Raw genomic sequence first — 19,919 nt, 5'->3', positions numbered from 1 at the left:
CTTCCTTTTTTATCTCTCAAACTCGTTGGGGCTCAAGGACTCTGAATTATGAAATTCACTCTAATTTTATTTACTTTATTAATAACTATATTTCCTATAGAAATCATTGGCGAAGAAACTGGGAGTTTGGATCAAAGTATTACAGAAAAACAAGAAGAAATAGATGAACTTGATCAAGAAACAGAGCGCATTTCAGAAGAACTAGTGCGTATGAATGTTGATTTGCTTGAAAAAGACAAAGAACTTGGTCAAATTCAACAGGATATTGACAAGGCAGAACGTGAAATAAGTGAAACAGAACAAGAAATTGAACAATTGAATGATGAGATGCAAGAATTAGAGAAGCGAATTGAAAAACGTAAAGAGATAATGGGTAATCGACTTCGAGCAATGCAACAAAATGATAGTAACCGGGGATATATTGAAGTTTTATTAAGTTCTGAAGGCTTCCTGGATTTTATCTCGAAATATACTGCAGTTTCAACGATTATCGAACAAGACCAAAGCATTTATCAAGCGCAAGAGAACGACTTGAAAGATCTTGCACATATCAAGGAAGAAATAAGTGAGCAGCAAAATCAATTGGAACAGCAACTAATAGACTTAGAAGAAGATAACGAAAATTTAGCAGAACAAATCGATGAAATGGAACAAGCAGAAATAAGATTAGAACAAGAATTGGAGGCTAATCAATTAACGTTAGAACAATTAGAAATAGAACAAGAACAGTTAGAAAAAGAGAGACAAGAAGAACAACAATTGGCTTTATTGTCCCAGGAAGAACCGAATAATGACCGATCTGGAGAGGGCAATACCGCTCAAGGTGATTCAAGGCGACCATCAAATGCCCCGGCAGGCAATACAGGTAGTACATTTATTTGGCCTACAATTGGAGGTGTGGTTACTTCATACCAAGGTCCACGTTGGGGAAGTTTCCATAAAGGGATTGATATAGCTCGACCTGATGATTATTCGATTTTGGCAGCTGATGGTGGAATAGTTACATTTTCGGGTTGGATAAATGGGTATGGAAACACGATTGAGATTGATCACCAAAATGGATACACCACCCAATATGCCCATTTAGAAAGCAAACATGTAAATGTAGGGCAACAAGTGAACCAAGGTGATGTGATCGGAATTATGGGAACAACCGGAAGATCAACAGGTATTCACCTTGATTTTGAGGTTTATTATAATGGTGAGCTCCTTAATCCAATTGATGTTTTACCTTAAAGTTTAACAGGAACAAAAGCGGATTGGTAAAAAAAAACAGGTCAAATGCGAATGATCCGTTAACCGCAGATAACCATCCGTAATCGGGTTGCCATTGAATAAAGGAAGCTTATCGATAGGCAAAAGGCTTATTAAAGGGAGTATATTTTCTTTGTAGGTATCTGATAAATCTATAGATTCCAACATCATTGGAAGCAATATTAACTGTGTGAGTAAGAAATGCCATGATTTCCTATTCACACAGTTTTTTTATTTGGTAGAATAATTATTAAGCTAAAGGCGATAATCGTTAGGTGATTAACATAAATGAAACCTAAAGAAGTTATGGTAAAGGAACAATTATCCTTCCCCTTTTTTGAAAAGAAATGTTAGGTATTTTATCAAATGAGTTCACTAATCCAATACATGGTTTCTATAATAATTAAGAAGATAATTTATTTTATTGAGGTGATTCTTTTGGTTAATAATGTGCAGATTGAACAAGTGAAAATTATTGATAAACACGTTGATGAACTTTCCGAACTTCTGATACAGGTAGTAGAAGATGATGCATCGATTGGTTTTTTACCACCACTGCAAATTTCGGATGCTAATAAATATTGGTTGAATGTCTTAAATCCAGGAGTACTTTTATATGTCGCTAAAATAAACAATCAGATAGTTGGTAGCGTACAATTACAGCTTTGTACTAAGCCAAATGGTGATCATAGAGCTGAAATTGCAAAGCTAATGACACACCCGAATTATCGACGTAATGGTATTGGTCGTTCACTTATGAACAAAGCTGAAGAACGAGCCAAGAAAGAGGGCAGGTCATTATTAGTTCTCGATACAAGAGAAGGAGACCCTTCTAATCTCCTTTATGCTTCAATTGGTTTTATTCAGGCTGGTAAAATCCCTTATTATGCCAAATCAGCAAATGGTGAATTACATACTACCGTTCTTTATTATAAATCTTTTTAATTTAAGCGTTGTTTACTTCTGATGAAAAGAAGAGGGTATCATCTTACATCTTGAGCGGGTACAGCACGCTTTTTTTATTCAAATAAAGGATAGCGATAGTATAAAAGGCTGCCGCTGCTCTTATGTAGTTTAAGGGGAGGTTAAATTGTACGACAACTTGTGGTAAAAGGGCATGATCTCCATCTTCTAATATATTACACTCCTTTTAATCGACTTTACCAATGCCGTAGTAAGTATATATTCTAGCTTTAGAAAAGAGCATTCTCCACCGAGAACGCTCTTCTAAAAGTCTTGTATTTACGAAAGAGGAAGGTGGCCACATTCAACAATGATCATGAATCAACTATTCATTCATGACCACCGTAATGAACGTGTGTTAAAGCATTTAGAATAACTTACACCCTTTTCTTGACAAGCCCGAAGGACTCATCTATATAGGTAGACGTTTATGAAAGGGAGTATATTTTCTCTGTAGGTATGTGATAAACCTACAGACTCTAAAATCAATCATATTTACAGAATATATTTTTGTTATGTTCTGTTCTCTTTACTCCATTTGTAACCAACACCCCAGACCGTGATGAAATAATCATCGATATTAAACCCGGTTTGCCGTATCTTATCGCGTATATTCCTCACATGTGAGTCAACGGTACGTCCTTCAGTGTGTGAATCGAATCCCCAAATTAACTCAATCAGTTGCTCGCGAGAAAACACTTGATTTGGCTTTCTCATTAAAGTACCGATTAATAAAAATTCTTTAGGTGTAAGCTTAATAATGTGATGGCGATAACTAAGTTGATGTTGTTTTTCATTCCATAACAATCCATCAATTTCAATAGATAGTTGAGCCTGACTTCTTCTCAAAATAGCCTCAATCCGTGCTAAAAGCTCCTTTTCATCGAAGGGTTTTGTCATATAATCATCAGCACCGAGTTTTAAGCCTTTTACAATGTCATCTCCCTGGTCGCGTGCTGTAATCATTATAATGGGCGTATCTGAAACGTGTCGGATCCTTTTGCACAAGTCCCAGCCCGTAATATTAGGCAACATAACATCTAATAATATAATGTGAAATGTTTGACTGCGTAGGATATCTTCTACATCTTCTCCTTTACTTGTTTTTCTGCATTTAAACCCATGAGGGGTCAAATATAATTCAAGTAAATCAAGCATTCTTTCTTCATCATCGACTAATAGTGCCCTTCTCATTTTATCTATTCCTTTCTTAGTTTAATTATCGTTTTAGTTCCTCTACTTCTTGTGCTGTGTACTTCAATCTCTCCATTATGAGCGGTTACTATTTGTTTAGCGATAGCTAAACCTAACCCTGATCCCCCACTCTTTCTTGCCCTAGATTGATCAGCACGATAGAGTTTATCAAAAATATAAGGAAGGTGGTCTTGATCAATACCTTGTCCATTATCTTCTATTGCTAACACAATAAAATGATCGGTATTTTCTGCATTAATTTTTAAATGATCGAATGGATTATCTGCATGTTTAAGGCAGTTATCAATAACAATAATAAGCACTTGTTTAAAACGTTTTTGATCTAACTGAAGCTCTATTTCTTTTGGGATATTCACTGTTAACATGATACCTCGTTCTTGAAAAGACACCTGGAAAAACTGAATGACATCACTAACAAGTCTGTGTAAATGCACCTTTTGCGTACTAATCGTAAATTTATTTTGATCAGCTTGAGCGAGTTCGAATAAATTTTTGATTAGAAGTGTTAATCGATCACTTTCTTCTTGAATAATTCTTAAATATTTGTCTCTATTTAGGTCCGTTAAAGTATTTTGCTTAGTTAATATATCTGTATATCCTTTGATATATGTTAAAGGTGTTCGCAATTCATGGGCAATACTGGCTAAAAATTCATTGCGCTCATTTTTCAAATGAGTTAAATGGTTTGCTAAACTAGTAATAGCATCAGCTAGTTCTCCTAATTCATCGTTTCTGTTAACTGGTAACATCATCGAGGTCGTTTGGTTCTTACTCAACATTTGAGTAGCAGCCTTCATGTCCAATAAAGGTTTTGATACCTTTCTAGATAAGATAAATAGCGTCATAATAGTAAGAAGTAGTGACAGTATGCCAACGACTGTAAATTGAATGGCTAACGACTGAATATTTCCCTTTAATTGTTCAGTGCTCGTAAACATAAAAATAAATCCGATGTTGTCTTGATCGATTTGAATAGGATTAACTGTAGCTAAATAATTGGCGTTCAACCAATCACTATTAATGATTTTTCCTTGCTGAGACAATTGGCTAAGATCAGTATTTAAAATAATATCCTCTATTTCAGACTCAATACCATTCGATTGAGCTAAGATTTCGTGATTGTGGTCTAACATAATGGCAATCAAGGGTGAAGTTGATTCCATTAAAGCGACATGTTCTATTGTTTCTTCGTTAAAGTGTTCGCTTAATACTTCGCTGTGTGAGTGCCCACGTGTCCATAATTGATTGACAGCCTCATCCCGTTCATCTTTAGCTACAAAATTATACAAAGTAATAAATAGAATGGATTGAATAATAAAAATGACAATAAAAAAACTAATGGCAATTTTAATAGCAATTCTGTTTTTTATAATAATCCCTCCAATTACCTTAAAGATAAATAATAAATATCGATTTTTTGTGCAGAAAATATAGGATTCATTTGTCACAGATAACAGTCTATAAAACCCCCACTGATTAAAGGTTTGTTTTATTATTAGTCTTAGTCGTGTAAATATAAAAGGCCACTCACTTTTTCGGTGAGTAGCCTTATCTGTTTAAAATACTTGCTCTATTTCACGGACGCCTGGCACTTCTGCTACAAGGGCGCGCTCAATACCTGCTTTAAGTGTAATGGTCGAGCTAGGGCAATTCCCACATGCTCCCATTAAGCGAAGACGAACAATGCCATCTTCAACATCAATCAATTCAACATCGCCACCGTCACGTAGTAAGAATGGACGTAATTTATTTAAAACTTCTTGCACTTGTTCTTGCATCATCCATCTACTCCTTTCTATCTTCCTCTAGATATTATAACATTAATTTGTTACTTTAAGAAGTATTTAATTTCATCCTTATCCCTTCTAGTTTGTGAATGTGTACATTATAAAACAAGTTAACATGTTTCCAAACATGTTAACTTGTTTTATAATGTATAAAGATATTTTTAAGCAAAATAAACCCTAGAAATGAGGTATTTACATGCAGTCTATTCCTTTTACAAAAATGCATGGTTTAGGAAATAGTTATATTTATATAAATACATTTGACGTTGATATACAAGAACAAGAACTCGCTTCATTAGCGGTAAAAGTAAGTGATCCGAATACCGGCATTGGTTCAGATGGACTTATTTTGATCACGCCTAGTGAACAAGCTGAAGTGGGGATGCGGATGTTTAATAAGGATGGTTCTGAAGGTAAAACATGTGGTAATGGGTTAAGGTGTGTCGCAAAATATGCTTATGAACATGGTTTAGTAAAAGAACGACAATTTACTATTGAAACAAAAGCAGGTCTTGTGACTGCTAAAGTCCATCAACAAGGTAATAGCGTAGAACATGTTACCGTTGATATGGGTGCACCGTATTTGAAACGTGGTGATATCCCCATGCAAGGTGTTCCAACCACCGAGGTTATCTCAGAGCGCTTTACCGTTGATGAAACCGTTTTGTCATTAACAGCGGTATCGATGGGCAACCCTCATGCGGTTTTCTTTGTTGAACAAATTGATCAGGCGCCATTATATGAATTAGGGCCCATCATTACTAAGGATTCGCGTTTCCCGGAAGGTGTAAATGTAGAATTTGTTGAAGTGGTTGATGCGCATGAAATGCACTTCCGTGTGTGGGAACGCGGTTCGGGGGTTACGCAAGCTTGTGGAACAGGTGCATGCGCGGCGGCTGTTGCAGCGATTTTAAATGGTTATGCTAATAAGGGTGAGGACATTACCATTCACTTAGCTGGGGGTGATTTAGTAATCCAATGGTCTAATGATAATCATGTCTGGATGACTGGACCAGCAGTGACAACAGTAAAAGGTATGTATATATTGACGTGACAAGCGCTACATTTGAATTTAGGTTTGCTTTTGATTATACTGGTACTAATATAGATGCAGGAGGTTTAAAGAATATGGTACTGAATATCACAGACCAAGCTCGGATTCAAATAGAAGAAATGCTAAAACAAGAAGACAATGAACAGGTTAGGCTTCGATTTGGTGTTAAAGGGGGCGGCTGTAGCGGTTTAAGTTACTCGCTAGGTTTTGATGAGCAAGTTGATGAACAAACAGATATTGCTGATCACATCAATCAGATCCCTGTCACTATTAAAAAAGAAGATATTCCGATTATTAATGGAACCACCATCGATTTCAAACAAAACATGATGGGTGGCGGATTCACGATCGATAATCCTAATGCTATTGTATCATGTGGCTGTGGTTCATCATTTAAAGCGAAGGAAAGAGAAGGATCACCTGAAAATTGTTAAGCTTCAACTGATAATTTGCTAGGTTACTGTAAACCATCTTTTATATAAATGAACTGCTTTCCAAAATAGAAAGAGTCATGATAACATCATTATCGATGCGATCATGACTCTTTTGTGTTGCTATTCAAACAAACTGGTTGAATGCTTCGGTTGTACTCTAGCCTCAGGCTCGATATAAGTTTTAGCGTTATTAACGGCGGTAGGCCCTTCACCGAATCCCGTAGCAATGAGCTTAACTTTACCTGGGTATGTGCATATATCCCCAGCGGCATATATACCTTCTATATTTGTCTCCATTTTAGAATTGACAACGATGCTGTTTTTTTCAATCGTTAAACCCCAATCTTTTATTGGACCAAGGGAAGAAATAAAGCCATAATTAACAATAACATCATCGACATCAATTATTACCTCATCCTCACCTTTTACTTTCTTCACTTTAACTTGTTCGATGGCATCACTGCCAATCAGAGCTTCTGGAACGAATGGCGTTAATAAACGAACAGTTGATTGGTGTAATTTTTCTACACTATGTTCGTGTGCCCGGAATTGGTCACGGCGGTGAATAAGTGTTACTTCTTTTGCAATTGGTTCAAGCATCAAAGCCCAATCAACAGCAGAATCGCCCCCACCGAAAAGAACGACACGTTTATCTTTAAATTGCATCATATTGTCGACAAAATAATGCAGGTTGCGATTCTCAAAAGCCGTAGCTTCTTTAAGCGCTAATTTTCTTGGCTGAAATGCACCATTACCTGCTGTAATAATAATTGTTTTTGTAAGGTGCTCCCCAGTGTCTGTTGTCAATTTATAAGTACCGTCATTAAGGCGTTCAACCTCTTCAACTGCTTGTTCTAAACAGAAGGTGGGCTCAAACATACTTAATTGTTCGTGAAGATTATTTACTAAGTCTTGTGCTCTAACCTTCGGAAATCCAGCAATATCATAAATATATTTTTCCGGATATAAAGCACTGAGCTGACCACCGATATGAGGAAGGCTTTCAATCACTTTAACACTTGCTTGTCTTAATCCACCATAAAAGGCTGTAAACAAACCAACAGGGCCTGCACCAATAATGGTTATATCATAAACTTTTTTTTCTGGCATTTTCTAATCCTCCTGTTATTGCACTTTCAAAGTCACTAATCAACATTCTAACATACTTTATACCTTTTTTTACAAAAATAAACCTCGTCGATGTCAATAGCGTTCTCCAGTAATCAGTTAATCAGCTCTTATTTACAGGTTTTATTTGCTAAAGCAGGGAATACCAATTGAAAATGTTTATAAAAAAAGCTAAGATTGAGATGTGATGAAATAGTGAGGGAGAGAATAACCGCCTATTAAAGGGGGGAGAGAAATGAATCCGACTAAAATTATTATTGTAGGTGCGGGTTTTGCTGGATTAACAGCAACCTTGTATTTACAAAAAAAACTTACTAATGATAACGTTGTGATTACGTTAATAAATAAGCATCACTATCATTATCAAACAACTTGGCTTCATCGTAATGCGGTTGGTTTTTATTCAAATGAAAGATCAATGTTTGATATTGAGTCACTGATTCATTCTACATCTGTCTCTATCGTAAAAGAAACGGTTCAGGATATCGATGTAAATAAACAGTGTGTGCGCACAGAAAGCAACATATATGATTATGACTATATGATTTTGGCTCTCGGATCTGAAATCGATACCTTTCAAATTCCTGGTTTGCAAGAACATGCTTATTCAATTACGACATTAGCCCAATCTAATCGTTTGTATAATCGTATCCTTACTGTGTTAGAAGATTACCGTAAGACTGAAATGAAAACACCACTCCATTTTGTTGTAGGGGGTGGGGGGTTTACTGGTGTAGAACTGTTAGGGGAATGGGTTGATCAATTACCCAAGCTTTGTTTAGAAGCCAACGTTGACCCAAATAAGATTAAGCTGATCGCTATTGAAAATCAACCGACTGTTCTACCTGAGTTCGATCTTGAGTTAGGTGAATACGCCATGCAACAACTGGAGAAAAAAGGCGTTGAATTTCGTTTAGGTACGAAAATAAGGTCGGTAAGTCGAGCAAATATAAAGATTGAGCAATCAGGTCTGGTTGAAGATATACCTGCTTCTTTATTTGTTTGGACTGCAGGTGTAAAAGGTAATCAGTTGATTGAACAATCGGCATTGCCTTCTAACCAGGGACGTGTGGAAGTCAATTGTGATTTAACAGCTCCGAAGTATGAGCAGGTATTTGTGATTGGTGATGTTGCGTTGGTTCGAGATAAAAGTGGGAAACCTTATTTACCAAATGCCGACTTAGCTATTCAAAAGGGTAAAGTGGCTGCATATAATGTCATCGCTAAGCTAGATGGGAAAAGTCAGATGAAGCCTTTTTCCTTTAAAAATCGAGGCACAATTGCTTCAATAGGTGCCAATGATGCGATCGGCTTAGTTGGAGAAGAAAGAAGAATTTTCGGCAAGTTTGCTTCAGTCTTAAAGAAACTAGTGGATTATTTTTTTCTTTTTCAAATTGGCGGATGGTCGCTGGCTTGGAGACAATTTAGAAAAGCTAAATAATTTATCACAGGGTAACTGTCAGAAAAACGCCCGCTGATTGAAGTTCGTTTTATCTTTTATGTATAATTTGATAAGATGATGTCTATGCTGAATGACCAAAGGAGTGAGCATAGATGAGCAATCGATTGAAGAAAATTAGCTATTCGTTGTTTTTTACGATTCTTTTTACACTTGCTTTAATGACAACAATCATGGCGGCTACGAATCTAACATTTAATGATGTCTTTAATGAGGTAACTTTAAACAATCACACAATAAGTCATGATTATACCCCAAAACAAATTTCTGTGAAGGTAAAGTCAGATGTAATTGAAGCGTTTGAGATGAGTTTTCACTCAGACCCTTACGAGATTTAGTGAATAAATTCCATAGTAATGGGCGGATAATTAGTAAAAAATGCAGACTGTGCTAAGCCTGCATTTTTGTTATGCCAAATATTCAAGTGAACAGTGGATAAGCTAGTAGCGCAAGTGCGATGCCTGTTAATCCACCGAAAAATACTTCAATAGGTTGATGACCTAATAACTCTTTTAGCTCTTGCTTCTTCTCGAATTGTTTCTTTTTTGACCAATCTTTTGCTTCATCAACAAAATATTGAAAATCTTTGACAAGCATGTTAAGTACGATAGCTTGCTCGCCGGCCTGTCTTCTAATACCGGTGGCATCAAACATAATAATAATACTAAAGATACAAGAAACAGCGAATATCCCAGATGCTACACCGTGTTCAATGCCCACGCCAGTAGTGACAGCAGCTACAGCGGCCGAATGACTACTCGGCATCCCACCTGTACTAAAGGCTAGGCCTGGTTTGAATTCTTTAGTAGCAATGTAATGTATCGGTACTTTGACACCTTGCGCAAAAAGAATAGCAAATAACGCAACAACTAATGGAAAATTTTCAAACAAAGCCAACCTTCAATCATCCTCTCTATCTCTGCTAGATCTATATCGGTTATTATAGCATATTTAATTTGTGAAAGTCATTGTCCAAGATAAATACGCTCTGATCGGATAGTGAATTTAGTCAAAGCAAACTTAGTCATTAGAATATAACCATCTTATTTTGAGAAAGTTGATCGCAAATAATCGTCCATTAAACCTCCATCACAAAATGTGAGCAGAGCAAATCTATTTGAGCACGGACGTTAATATCCTGGCTTCACTTAATTAACCATCAGTGGGGGAAGAGCGAAAGCACCCACTGATTGAAGGATCAGATCGTTTTATCGCTTTACTGATTTCTGTAATGTATTTTGGCTGTTTATATGTGATGTTTTAAAAGATAGGCGCGAATACATTTTGATAATCAGCAATGCAGCAATAAAAGCAAGACCCAGATCTTTAATTAGAAATGGAATCATACCTAACCAAGCTGCTAAATAAGTGATCTCAAGATTTAGCCATGTGTTCATACCAACATACATATAAGTTACCCCAACTAAATAATTTGTAAGCACGCCAATTATAGCGATAGATGTACTCGATGGTAAAGTTATTGTCGTTAAACGTTCCATTAAAAATCCTGTTACATACGCAACTAAAATAAAAGAAAGTAAAAAGCCACCGGTATAATTAAATAGTACAAATAATCCAGACTGCATTTGAGCAAAGACAGGAACTCCAATTAAGCCTACAAGCGTGTAGGCAAAGATTGAAAATGCACCTAATTGTTTACCTAACATCAAACCCGCAAGAATGCTGAAAAAAGTTTGGAGGGAAAGCGGTACGGAGACCCCGCCTATCGGTATCGATAAAAACGGAAACCAGTAGGTAATATTTGCTCCAATTGCCATTAAACATATAAAAATCGCTCCATAACATAATTCTATAGTTGATATCTTTTTCATCACTTTCTTCCTCCTCAACGTTAACCTTTTTATTTAAAGGTTAACAATACGTTTTAAATTACGGGGAAGTTTAAACTTCCCCGTTTTGGAATTTTTGACTATTTTTTGGTGAAATGAAGGCTTTTAAATATTGCTTTGTCTGCTAACTTTTAATTGCTGCATCCAATGCGACTTCAATCATATCATTAAAGGTCGTTTGCCGTTCTTCAGCTGTTGTTTCTTCCCCAGTTAGAATATGATCAGATACGGTTAAAATAGCTAAGGCTTGACGATTGAATTTGGCAGCTAGTGTATAAAGTGCTGTAGCTTCCATTTCTACAGCAAGTACTTGATATTGAGCAAGTTGTTCTAATAAGGCTAATCCGTTATCACGGTAAAAACTATCACTTGTAAAGACATTACCTACACGTAAGGCTAACCCTTTTTCGCTACCTGTATCGTATGCGTTTTTTAGTAATTGGAAATCAGCTATAGGAGCAAAGTCAATGCCGCCAAATACCATGCGATTAATCTGTGAATCTGTTGTCGAGCTTTGTGCCAAAATAACGTCCCGCACATTGACATCTTTTTGGATAGCACCACATGTTCCGACACGAATTAATTTTTTAACATCATACTCTTGAATAAGCTCATTGACATAAATAGAGATGGAAGGCACGCCCATTCCTGTTCCTTGTACAGAGATGCGTTCACCCTTATATGTACCTGTATAACCATACATACCTCGTACTTCATTGTAGCATACAGCATTTTCTAAGAAGTTGTCTGCGATGTACTTAGCACGTAATGGATCTCCTGGTAATAAGATTTTATCTGCTATATCGCCTTTTTTAGCGCCTATATGTGTACTCATATAAAGCAGGCCTCCTTTAATAAATTCATTTGTGTTTAAGTGGAGAACTTTCTCCAAAATTGAGGGTTTTAACTATGTAGGGTTATTCCTTTTTAATAAGAAATAAGCCTGTCATTGAGGGAAGCTTCACTCATAATGATAAGTTATCATAATCGAATTTAGAATACAAATTATTTTTTTATATTTCCTGGCTAGTAATCGTGGAAAGCTTAACCTTTAATTCGCTGTAAAACAATGAAAACGTTCTATTATTATGATTATTTCTATTTATTCCATGTTAAATTTCGTATATAATAACATTAATGAATCTATTTATGTAAAGAATGGATTGATTAAATAATGTGAATCAGTTGGGAGGAATTAGAATGAAAGAACAAACATTTACAATTACAGATGATACTGGTATTCATGCACGTCCTGCAACATTGTTAGTTAACAAAGCTGGTCAATATGAATCACACGTAGAAATGCATTATAATGGTAAATCAGTTAACTTAAAGTCGATTATGGGTGTTATGTCGTTAGGTGTACCTAAAGGAGCTCAAATAAAGGTTACAGTTGAAGGTGCTGATGAAGAACAGGCCATTGAAGGAATTACTGAAGCGATCCGTGAACAGTTAGGGGAATAATTTATTTCTTAGTTAGCGGATCAATCATGCACAGCTGTTGTGGAAGATTTACTTAATTATAGCGTTATGGTAAAAAACGGAGGGGTCGACTGAACCCTCCATTTTTCATTTGAACTACACCATTCATCCTTAACTTTCGATGTTTGACAATGTTAACAAGTTAGCTACTATTAGCTTGCATTGAAGGCTGGCTATTGCACTTATATCTTGTAGTCCCTCTGGACGTATGCCTGCTTAAAGTGTCTCCAGAGTGACAATTCTGTCAAGAGCATTGATTTACACCTTATTTACTTTAGCGTCTAGTGCTTTAATCATTTTATTAACACCTGTTTCTATATAAGTGGTGGGGCTAGCTAAATTAATCCTCATAAATCCACGCCCCTCTTCTCCGAACGTTAAACCATTATTTAACCCTACACGAGCTTTTTCTATCATAAATTGATTTAATGTGGTCTGTTCAAGGCCCATGTTTCTACAATCGAGCCACATAAGATATGTTCCCTCGGGATGAATAGGGATGATCTCATCTCTTTCTTGAAAGGCTTTTTCGACTAATTGTCTATTTCTATGCAATACAGTATATAGGTGATCAAGCCATGCTTCACCATGTTGATAGGAAGCTTCTAAAGCAGTAATTCCTAATGTATTTAAGGACGATACGCCATAGTCTGATAATGCTTGTGTAATGTCCTGTCGGAGTTGTTTATTTGTAATGACTGCATAGGAAACCTGTAGTCCTGCTAAATTAAAAGTTTTGGTTGGCGAAAAACAAGTGATAAGTTGATCCTCAATCGTTTGATCAATTGAACCGATGGGTACATGCTTAGCACCGTTATAAATGAGATCAGCATGAATTTCATCTGATATAATAAGTACATGATAGCGTTTAGCAAGGGTGATTATCTTGGCCAACTCTGTTTTTGTCCATACACGTCCAACTGGATTATGGGGACTACATAAAATAAATGCCTTTACACCGGATTTGAATTTTGTTTCTAAATCATTATAATCAATTGTATATCTTCCATTATTATAAATTAATGGATTAGTGACTAATGTACGGTTATGCTTTTTAACGATACTATGAAATGGTGGATATACAGGGGTTTGAATTAGTACTTTATCGCCAGGATCCGTTTGCGTTAAGATAGCCATATGTATAGTAACAAGTACACCTGGACTATATATAATGGTGTCCGCTTCAATTGACCAATTGTGTCTTCTTTCTAACCATTGCTTCACAATTTGATTTAAGTGGCTATCCGTTACTGTATAGCCAAATACCCCATGATTAATGCGATCAATTAATGCTTTTTTAATGGGTGAGGCGATTTCAAAATCCATATCAGCTACCCACATCGGCTGTAGATCACTAGAACCAAATACTTTGTCAGTCATGTCCCATTTAACAGAACGTGTTCCTTGACGATTTGGCAATTGTTCAAATTGTTCTATCATTTATCCCACTCCCTTGCAAATTTTGACTAATCATTATTTTCTAACTATTATAACATGTTTAACATAACATTTAGTTGAAGATTGCTCTCGATAATATAAATATCTTGTATATTCTTAATTAGCTATGATAAAATTAATAATTGCGTATAAATACATCCGGTAAATCCTATGACTCGTAGGTGTTATAGATTTGTCAATATTAAATTAGGAGTTGTGATGATTATGTCAGAAAAATTTGCAGAAGGTCAAGTATTAACAGGAAAAGTTACAGGTGTCCAACCTTATGGCGCTTTTGTAGCATTAGATGATCAAATTCAAGGTTTGGTTCACATTTCAGAGGTTACTCACGGATTTGTTAAAGATATTAATGAGTTTATTGCTGTTGGTGATGAAGTTAACGTTAAAATTATTTCAATTGATGAAGAAAAAAATAAATATTCGTTATCTATTCGTGCGACTGAAGAAGCACCAAAAAAGGCACCCCAAGCTAATGCTAATAAACCATCTAATCCTAAAGCTTCGCAACAAGAAGAACAAGGTTTTAATACATTGAAAGATAAATTAAGCGAGTGGCTTAAACAATCAGAACAGAATAAGTAATTCATATGTAAAGCCAGCACACTGAATATAAGTGTGCTGGCTTTTTAGGTCATCCATTCCGTTGATTCGTTATCTGTTTTTGTCTGTATTTAGCTTTGGGGTTGATAATGATGTTTCTCTCTCGGTTCATGGTCATGCTTAAATAATATACTCAAGCTAACTAAACCACTAATACCGACTAGGGTGTAGATAATTCGGGCAAAAGCACCTGCTTGAGAACCGCCACCGAATAGTGTAGCGACTAAATCGAATTGTAGCAAGCCGATTAAGCCCCAATTGATGGCGCCAATGATAATTAACACAAGTGCTATTCTTTCAAGTACATTCATCGTATGTCCTCCTTATTCAATAATATAACTTGCTATGTTAGTGTGTGTTGTTTTAATGAATCTATACTTTTGAACAAGCTGGATGAATGCGGTGAATGGTTTACCACAGATAACTGTCCGTAAAACGCCCTTCACAAAATAAAGAATAGAGCTCATCTATTTAGATGGTAGCTAAACGCCTGGTTCACTCAACTAACAGTCAGGAGAAGAAACACGAAAAACACCCACTTATTAAAGGTTTCGTTTTATGAGCTTTCATTTTTTTCTAAGATTCTTACTTGATTTACGAAAGCCGATTCGGTATCTTTAAGAAGACAGATTATTTATAAATGGAGGTAATTAAATGACACATGTACGTTTTGAATATGAAAAAGCTTTAACGTTTTTTGGTCAACATGAAGTTGACTATCTTAAAGAGCCTGTAAAATTAGCTCATGAGATGATACATAATAAAACAGGTGCTGGCCATGATTTTCTTGGCTGGGTTGATTTACCTGAAAACTATGATAAGGGAGAGTTTGCTCGAATCAAAAAATCAGCCGATAAGATTAAAGCTGATTCAGATGTCTTGCTTGTAATTGGTATTGGTGGTTCTTATTTAGGGGCGCGTGCAGCTATTGAAATGCTAAACCACTCATTTTACAATATTTTGCCTAAGGATAAGCGTAAAGCACCTCAAGTTATTTTTGTAGGAAATAGTATTAGCTCAACATATATGCATGACTTATTTGATTTGTTAGAAGATAAAGATGTCTCGATAAATGTTATCTCTAAAAGTGGAACGACAACCGAGCCAGCAATTGCTTTCCGAATTTTCCGTAAATTCCTTGAAGATAAATATGGTGTAGAAGAAGCTAAAAAACGCATCTTTGCTACAACTGACCGTGCGAAAGGCGCATTGAAAACATTAGCGACAGAACAAGGGTATGAAACATTTGTTATTCCTGATGATGTTGGTGGACGCTATTCTGTGCTAACAGCTGTTGGCTTATTACCAATCGCAGCAAGTGGTGTCGATATTGATGCAATGATGGAAGGCGCACAAAAAGCGCAGCAGGAACTTAGTAACGCAGACCTTGAGCACAACCCTGCTTACCAATACGCAGCGATTCGTAACCTGCTTTACAATAAAGGTAAGACGATTGAAATGCTGATTAATTATGAGCCATCTTTACAATATTTTTCTGAATGGTGGAAACAGTTATTCGGTGAAAGTGAAGGGAAAGATTTTAAAGGGATCTATCCTTCTTCGGCGAATTTCTCAACCGATTTACATTCTTTAGGTCAATATGTTCAAGAAGGTCGTCGAGATATTTTTGAAACAGTTTTACACGTTGAAACGCCAAAACATGACCTTACACTAGAGAAAGAAGCTCAAGACCTTGATGGTCTTAATTACCTCGCAGGTCAAACCGTAGATTTTGTTAATGAAAAGGCTTATCAAGGGACAATGCTTGCACATACAGATGGTCAAGTGCCTAACTTAATTGTCCACTTGCCTAAGCTAGATGCTTATACTTTTGGCTATGTTGTTTATTTCTTTGAAAAGGCATGTGCAATTAGTGGCTATTTATTAGGTGTGAATCCATTTGATCAACCTGGTGTAGAAGCGTACAAGAAAAATATGTTTGCCTTATTAGGAAAACCCGGATTTGAAAAAGAAAAAGCAGAGCTAGAAAAACGCTTATAATCTACAAGAGGCTGTTTATGCAGCCTCTTGTTTTATATCTAATTATCTTTCTTTGGAAAACCTTTAATGCTTCGAGGTGCATTAATTTATTACAGATAACCATCTGTAAAACGCCTTAAAATAGAGAGTAAAGATCATCTATTTAGGGGGGGAGATTCACTCAACTCTCACTGATTGAAGGGTTGTTTTATTATTAAAGATGTTTTTTGAATAACTCTGCTAAGACGTGATTGGTTTCGATGATAGTGGTCGCTCCTGCGTGCTTAGCATTATCTACTTGTTCTGACGTTAGTATTTCGGTATGGATTGAGAGATCATCATTTATACTTCTTAATGCAATGACTGTTAATATGCTTGCTTGATCAGCGTAACGTTCTTCTTTTCCGGGATCAGCTGTAACTATAGCTGCTGTGGCTTGTTCAGTGTTAGCTTTGCTCAGTGTTTTAGCTATAGTAGGATCTCCTTTGACAAAATGAAGATAGCGATAATTTGCAGGCAAATGTGCTAAAGTTTGGTCAATTAAAACAATTGTTGGTTGTGTTTTTTGGTTTTGTAATAGATCAACCAGTTGCCTTGTGCGTTCATTCCAGCCAATAATAATAAGGTGTGCTTTTCCTTGGAAACGCGTGAATCCGCCATTTCTTTGCTGTTCTTTTTTTATAGTTGTTGCTGAAATGGTTGCCATATAGAAAGTGATGGCACCGCCACCCCCTAAAATAAGCATCAAGGTTAACAGACGTCCTGTTAACGTGTGAGGAACATAATCACCATAGCCAACTGTGGAGCCGGTAATAAGTGCCCACCAAACGCCATCAAATACTGTTGGAAAGATGATAGGTTCAACAAAATGAATAAGCGAGCCAAACCCGATCATAAATGCACCAATGATAATGAGTAATTTTAAAAGTATAGGAAGTTGGAGATAATAGTGCTTTATACGAACAATCATCAATGATCACCTCAATGTTTTTTTCTTAGTGTTTACAAAAAGTTTTGATATGATGTTGATAGAATGAAAAGGAGGATAACAATATGGTATTAGAAAATAAAGATTTCTTACTTGAGTTGTTGGAAACACCTTCACCATCAAGTATGGAGGTTGCTATTCAAAGAAAATGGATGAATTATGTTGAGCGGTTTGCCGATGAAATCATGACAGATCATGCGGGGAATGCAATTGGTGTACTTAACAAGCAGGCGGATTTCAAAATATTATTAGCCGGTCATTGTGATGAGATTGCCCTTGTTATTAACCGAATAGATAACGACGGCTTTCTTTATTTTGACAAGATGGGTGGGATTAATCCAAAAGCAGCTGTTGGAATGAAGGTGAAAATACAAGGTTATGCCAAAGAAATAACTGGGGTAATTGGTGTTAATGCTCAGCATCACGGAGGAATAAAAGGTGATTTCGATGTGGCAGACTTATTTATTGATTGTGGTGCAAAGTCTAAAGAGGAAATTGAGTCCTATGTTCAAATTGGTGATTTAGCTGTTTATGATCGGAGACCTGAATCGCTTATGAATCGTTATATAGCCGGACGTGGTTTAGATAATCGCACGGGTGCTTTTATTGTGGCGGAAGTACTTCGTAAACTATCGGATAAGCAACTTAATGTTGGTGTTTACGCCGCGAGCACTGTTAATGAAGAAACCAATATGGGTGGAGCGTATTTTGCAGCTGCAGGTTTGGAGCCGACAATGGCCATTGCCTGTGACGTGACGTTTGCTACCGACTATCCTAATGTGAATAAAAATAAATATGGCGATATTCAATTAGATGGCGGTCCCGTCTTAGCTAAGGGTGCCCCGATTAACCGGAAAATAAATCAATGGCTTGAGCAAACAGCTAAGCGATTGGATATCAAGGTTCAATATGAACTGACATCAAGCATGACAGGTACGGATGCTGATAAAATGCGTTTAACCGGTCGCGGAGTGCCAGTCAGCTTAGTCTCACTGCCGCTACGGTATATGCATTCTCCAGTTGAAACGGTAAGCACCAAAGACATCGAAGAGGAAATTGAACTATTAGTTGACTTTATTGCTAACATGAGTGGGGATGAGAATTTAAATCCATTAATTGATTAGTTCCTTATTCACTAAGTAAGCTTTCAGTGTGAAAGAGAAGCGCTATAAAAGATCCGAAATTAAGCATGGCTTTCGTTTGTTAACTAGTGCTTTTAAATGATTATGTGAAAAAAGTTCATGTAAAACACTTCACAAATTTATTCGACTATATTATACTGTATATAACAACATATCGATTTAATCTTCGGGGCAGGGTGTAATTCCCGACCGACGGTAAGCAGCTCATGCTGTAAGTCCGTGACCCGCTTTTTATAGCGGTGGACCTAGTGCGAATCTAGGACCGACAGTGAAAGTCTGGATGGGAGAAGATAAAGAGTAATATGGTTAATTGACCATTTTATTTCTTGATGCCTATTAATCCTAAAGCCCTTTTGCTTTAGGATTTTTAATTTAGGCTTAAGGAAGTTACTCTCCCTTCATCATATTGAGGTTAATATCGATTAAGAAGGTGAAGGAGGATCTTGACATGAGTAAACAGTCATCACAATTATTAAAATTGATTATTTTAGCATTATTAGGAACTATTTCTATGGTCTTATTATTTCTGAATTTCCCATTGCCATTCTTGCCACCCTATTTAAAAGTGGATTTTGGGGAAGTGCCCACGTTATTAGCGGCGCTTATTTTCTCACCAATGGCAGGTGTGGTTGTTCAATTAATTAAGAACCTATTATATCTTATTTTTACTGGAGCAGCAGATCCAGTTGGTGTATTTGCTAATTTTGTAGCGGGTGTCACTTTTGTTGTGCCCATATCGATGATTTATCATAAGTATAAAGGTGACAACAGCTTGTTATCTGGATTGGTTGTGGGTACAGTTATTATGACCTTTTCAATGGGGATACTCAATTATTATGTCTTACTTCCCATTTATAGTGTCTTCATGGGTATGGATGATTTGTCTAGTGGAGCGTTGCTGGGTACAATCATGGTTGGTGTAATTCCATTTAACTTGATTAAGGGCTTCATTGTTTCTGTTTTATTTGTTCCATTATTCATTAAATTAAAACCTTGGATTAAACAAAAGCAAGCTATATTCAATTCATAAATGAGATAAGTAGAGTCTATAAGTAGTTCAGTTTCGGTGTTCATGTGTTAACGCCAAAACTGAACTGCTTTTTTATTATAAAAAATCGAAACTAC

General features: G+C 36.3%; 21 protein-coding genes, 1 pseudogene and 1 riboswitch. Of the genes and pseudogenes, 12 read left to right on the top strand and 10 right to left on the bottom strand.

Features of this window, described 5'->3' with window-relative positions; translation table 11 throughout:
- Positions 1 to 48 precede the first annotated feature (48 nt).
- The 3 genes and pseudogenes from B494_RS20160 to B494_RS21440 form a co-directional block, all read left to right on the top strand.
- On the top strand, positions 49 to 1,236 hold the full coding sequence (locus B494_RS20160) for a murein hydrolase activator EnvC family protein (protein WP_017472343.1): 1,188 nt from the start codon (positions 49 to 51) through the stop codon (positions 1,234 to 1,236).
- A gap of 405 nt (positions 1,237 to 1,641) precedes the next feature.
- Positions 1,642 to 2,199, top strand: a complete 558-nt coding sequence (locus B494_RS0110430) for a GNAT family N-acetyltransferase (protein ID WP_051128249.1) — start codon at positions 1,642 to 1,644, stop codon at positions 2,197 to 2,199.
- Positions 2,200 to 2,416: 217 nt separating this feature from the next.
- A pseudogene (locus tag B494_RS21440) lies at positions 2,417 to 2,593 on the top strand (IS256 family transposase); the annotation flags it as partial.
- Positions 2,594 to 2,730: 137 nt separating this feature from the next.
- On the opposite strand, the gene B494_RS0110425 reads toward B494_RS21440, so the two are convergent.
- The 3 genes from B494_RS0110425 to B494_RS0110415 all read right to left on the bottom strand — a co-directional run bounded on the left by B494_RS0110425 (position 2,731) and on the right by B494_RS0110415 (position 5,210).
- Positions 2,731 to 3,411 (bottom strand): response regulator transcription factor, encoded by a 681-nt coding sequence (locus tag B494_RS0110425; RefSeq protein WP_017472341.1) that lies wholly within the window; start codon positions 3,409 to 3,411, stop codon positions 2,731 to 2,733.
- Between the two features lie 5 nt (positions 3,412 to 3,416).
- Positions 3,417 to 4,880: a sensor histidine kinase gene (locus B494_RS0110420; RefSeq protein WP_017472340.1), complete on the bottom strand. Its 1,464-nt coding sequence runs from the start codon at positions 4,878 to 4,880 to the stop codon at positions 3,417 to 3,419.
- A 108-nt stretch (positions 4,881 to 4,988) separates the two neighbouring features.
- Positions 4,989 to 5,210 (bottom strand): NifU family protein, encoded by a 222-nt coding sequence (locus B494_RS0110415; protein WP_026065223.1) that lies wholly within the window; start codon positions 5,208 to 5,210, stop codon positions 4,989 to 4,991.
- 205 nt (positions 5,211 to 5,415) lie between these two features.
- On the opposite strand from B494_RS0110415, the gene dapF reads away from it, so the two are divergent.
- Together dapF and B494_RS0110405 are read left to right on the top strand one after the other, a co-directional pair.
- On the top strand, positions 5,416 to 6,273 hold the full coding sequence (gene dapF / locus B494_RS0110410; RefSeq protein ID WP_017472338.1) for a diaminopimelate epimerase: 858 nt from the start codon (positions 5,416 to 5,418) through the stop codon (positions 6,271 to 6,273).
- A 74-nt stretch (positions 6,274 to 6,347) separates the two neighbouring features.
- On the top strand, positions 6,348 to 6,707 hold the full coding sequence (locus tag B494_RS0110405; protein ID WP_017472337.1) for a HesB/IscA family protein: 360 nt from the start codon (positions 6,348 to 6,350) through the stop codon (positions 6,705 to 6,707).
- A gap of 120 nt (positions 6,708 to 6,827) precedes the next feature.
- On the opposite strand, the gene B494_RS0110400 is transcribed toward B494_RS0110405, so the two are convergent.
- Positions 6,828 to 7,817 (bottom strand): NAD(P)/FAD-dependent oxidoreductase, encoded by a 990-nt coding sequence (locus tag B494_RS0110400; protein ID WP_017472336.1) that lies wholly within the window; start codon positions 7,815 to 7,817, stop codon positions 6,828 to 6,830.
- Positions 7,818 to 8,070: 253 nt separating this feature from the next.
- Between B494_RS0110400 and B494_RS0110395 the strand changes: the two genes are divergently transcribed.
- Together B494_RS0110395 and B494_RS0110390 are read left to right on the top strand one after the other, a co-directional pair.
- Positions 8,071 to 9,276 carry an NAD(P)/FAD-dependent oxidoreductase gene (locus tag B494_RS0110395; protein ID WP_017472335.1) on the top strand — a complete coding sequence of 402 codons (1,206 nt, stop codon included), beginning with the start codon at positions 8,071 to 8,073 and terminating at the stop codon, positions 9,274 to 9,276.
- A gap of 113 nt (positions 9,277 to 9,389) precedes the next feature.
- Positions 9,390 to 9,632: a hypothetical protein gene (locus B494_RS0110390; protein WP_017472334.1), complete on the top strand. Its 243-nt coding sequence runs from the start codon at positions 9,390 to 9,392 to the stop codon at positions 9,630 to 9,632.
- 82 nt (positions 9,633 to 9,714) lie between these two features.
- Here the strand turns inward: B494_RS0110390 and B494_RS0110385 are convergent, their stop codons facing one another.
- From B494_RS0110385 to deoD, 3 genes are all read right to left on the bottom strand, one after another.
- Positions 9,715 to 10,191, bottom strand: coding sequence for a divergent PAP2 family protein (locus B494_RS0110385; RefSeq protein WP_017472333.1), 477 nt, complete (start codon positions 10,189 to 10,191; stop codon positions 9,715 to 9,717).
- Between the two features lie 311 nt (positions 10,192 to 10,502).
- The gene (locus B494_RS0110380; RefSeq protein ID WP_017472332.1) at positions 10,503 to 11,126 is read right to left on the bottom strand and encodes a biotin transporter BioY; all 624 of its coding nucleotides are present in this window, start codon (positions 11,124 to 11,126) and stop codon (positions 10,503 to 10,505) included.
- Between the two features lie 142 nt (positions 11,127 to 11,268).
- Positions 11,269 to 11,979, bottom strand: coding sequence for a purine-nucleoside phosphorylase (deoD, locus tag B494_RS0110375; protein WP_017472331.1), 711 nt, complete (start codon positions 11,977 to 11,979; stop codon positions 11,269 to 11,271).
- Between the two features lie 365 nt (positions 11,980 to 12,344).
- Between deoD and B494_RS0110370 the strand changes: the two genes are divergently transcribed.
- Positions 12,345 to 12,608, top strand: a complete 264-nt coding sequence (locus B494_RS0110370) for a phosphocarrier protein HPr (RefSeq protein WP_017472330.1) — start codon at positions 12,345 to 12,347, stop codon at positions 12,606 to 12,608.
- 276 nt (positions 12,609 to 12,884) lie between these two features.
- Here the strand turns inward: B494_RS0110370 and B494_RS0110365 are convergent, their stop codons facing one another.
- Positions 12,885 to 14,066, bottom strand: coding sequence for a PatB family C-S lyase (locus B494_RS0110365; RefSeq protein ID WP_017472329.1), 1,182 nt, complete (start codon positions 14,064 to 14,066; stop codon positions 12,885 to 12,887).
- A gap of 222 nt (positions 14,067 to 14,288) precedes the next feature.
- Here B494_RS0110365 and yugI point away from each other — a divergent pair, with 222 nt between their 5' ends.
- A complete protein-coding gene (yugI, locus tag B494_RS0110360) occupies positions 14,289 to 14,666 on the top strand; it encodes a S1 domain-containing post-transcriptional regulator GSP13 (protein ID WP_017472328.1) in 378 nt (125 codons plus the stop codon).
- Between the two features lie 89 nt (positions 14,667 to 14,755).
- On the opposite strand, the gene B494_RS0110355 is transcribed toward yugI, so the two are convergent.
- Positions 14,756 to 14,995: a DUF378 domain-containing protein gene (locus B494_RS0110355; RefSeq protein ID WP_017472327.1), complete on the bottom strand. Its 240-nt coding sequence runs from the start codon at positions 14,993 to 14,995 to the stop codon at positions 14,756 to 14,758.
- A 343-nt stretch (positions 14,996 to 15,338) separates the two neighbouring features.
- On the opposite strand from B494_RS0110355, the gene B494_RS0110350 reads away from it, so the two are divergent.
- Positions 15,339 to 16,685 carry a glucose-6-phosphate isomerase gene (locus tag B494_RS0110350; protein WP_017472326.1) on the top strand — a complete coding sequence of 449 codons (1,347 nt, stop codon included), beginning with the start codon at positions 15,339 to 15,341 and terminating at the stop codon, positions 16,683 to 16,685.
- Between the two features lie 193 nt (positions 16,686 to 16,878).
- Here the strand turns inward: B494_RS0110350 and B494_RS0110345 are convergent, their stop codons facing one another.
- Positions 16,879 to 17,634, bottom strand: coding sequence for a potassium channel family protein (locus B494_RS0110345; protein WP_017472325.1), 756 nt, complete (start codon positions 17,632 to 17,634; stop codon positions 16,879 to 16,881).
- 83 nt (positions 17,635 to 17,717) lie between these two features.
- Between B494_RS0110345 and B494_RS0110340 the strand changes: the two genes are divergently transcribed.
- Together B494_RS0110340 and B494_RS0110335 are read left to right on the top strand one after the other, a co-directional pair.
- Positions 17,718 to 18,776, top strand: a complete 1,059-nt coding sequence (locus B494_RS0110340; protein WP_017472324.1) for a M20/M25/M40 family metallo-hydrolase — start codon at positions 17,718 to 17,720, stop codon at positions 18,774 to 18,776.
- 176 nt (positions 18,777 to 18,952) lie between these two features.
- A riboswitch (FMN riboswitch) is annotated at positions 18,953 to 19,090 on the top strand.
- A 152-nt stretch (positions 19,091 to 19,242) separates the two neighbouring features.
- The gene (locus B494_RS0110335) at positions 19,243 to 19,824 is read left to right on the top strand and encodes an ECF transporter S component (RefSeq protein WP_017472323.1); all 582 of its coding nucleotides are present in this window, start codon (positions 19,243 to 19,245) and stop codon (positions 19,822 to 19,824) included.
- Positions 19,825 to 19,919 lie beyond the last annotated feature (95 nt).

Origin of the sequence: Amphibacillus jilinensis Y1 (genome assembly GCF_000306965.1) — a bacterium.
In the GTDB taxonomy this organism is placed as follows: domain Bacteria; phylum Bacillota; class Bacilli; order Bacillales; family Amphibacillaceae; genus Amphibacillus_C; species Amphibacillus_C jilinensis.
The sequence above is the reverse complement of the archived record's forward strand: the minus strand, read 5'-3'. Positions and strand labels throughout refer to the sequence as shown.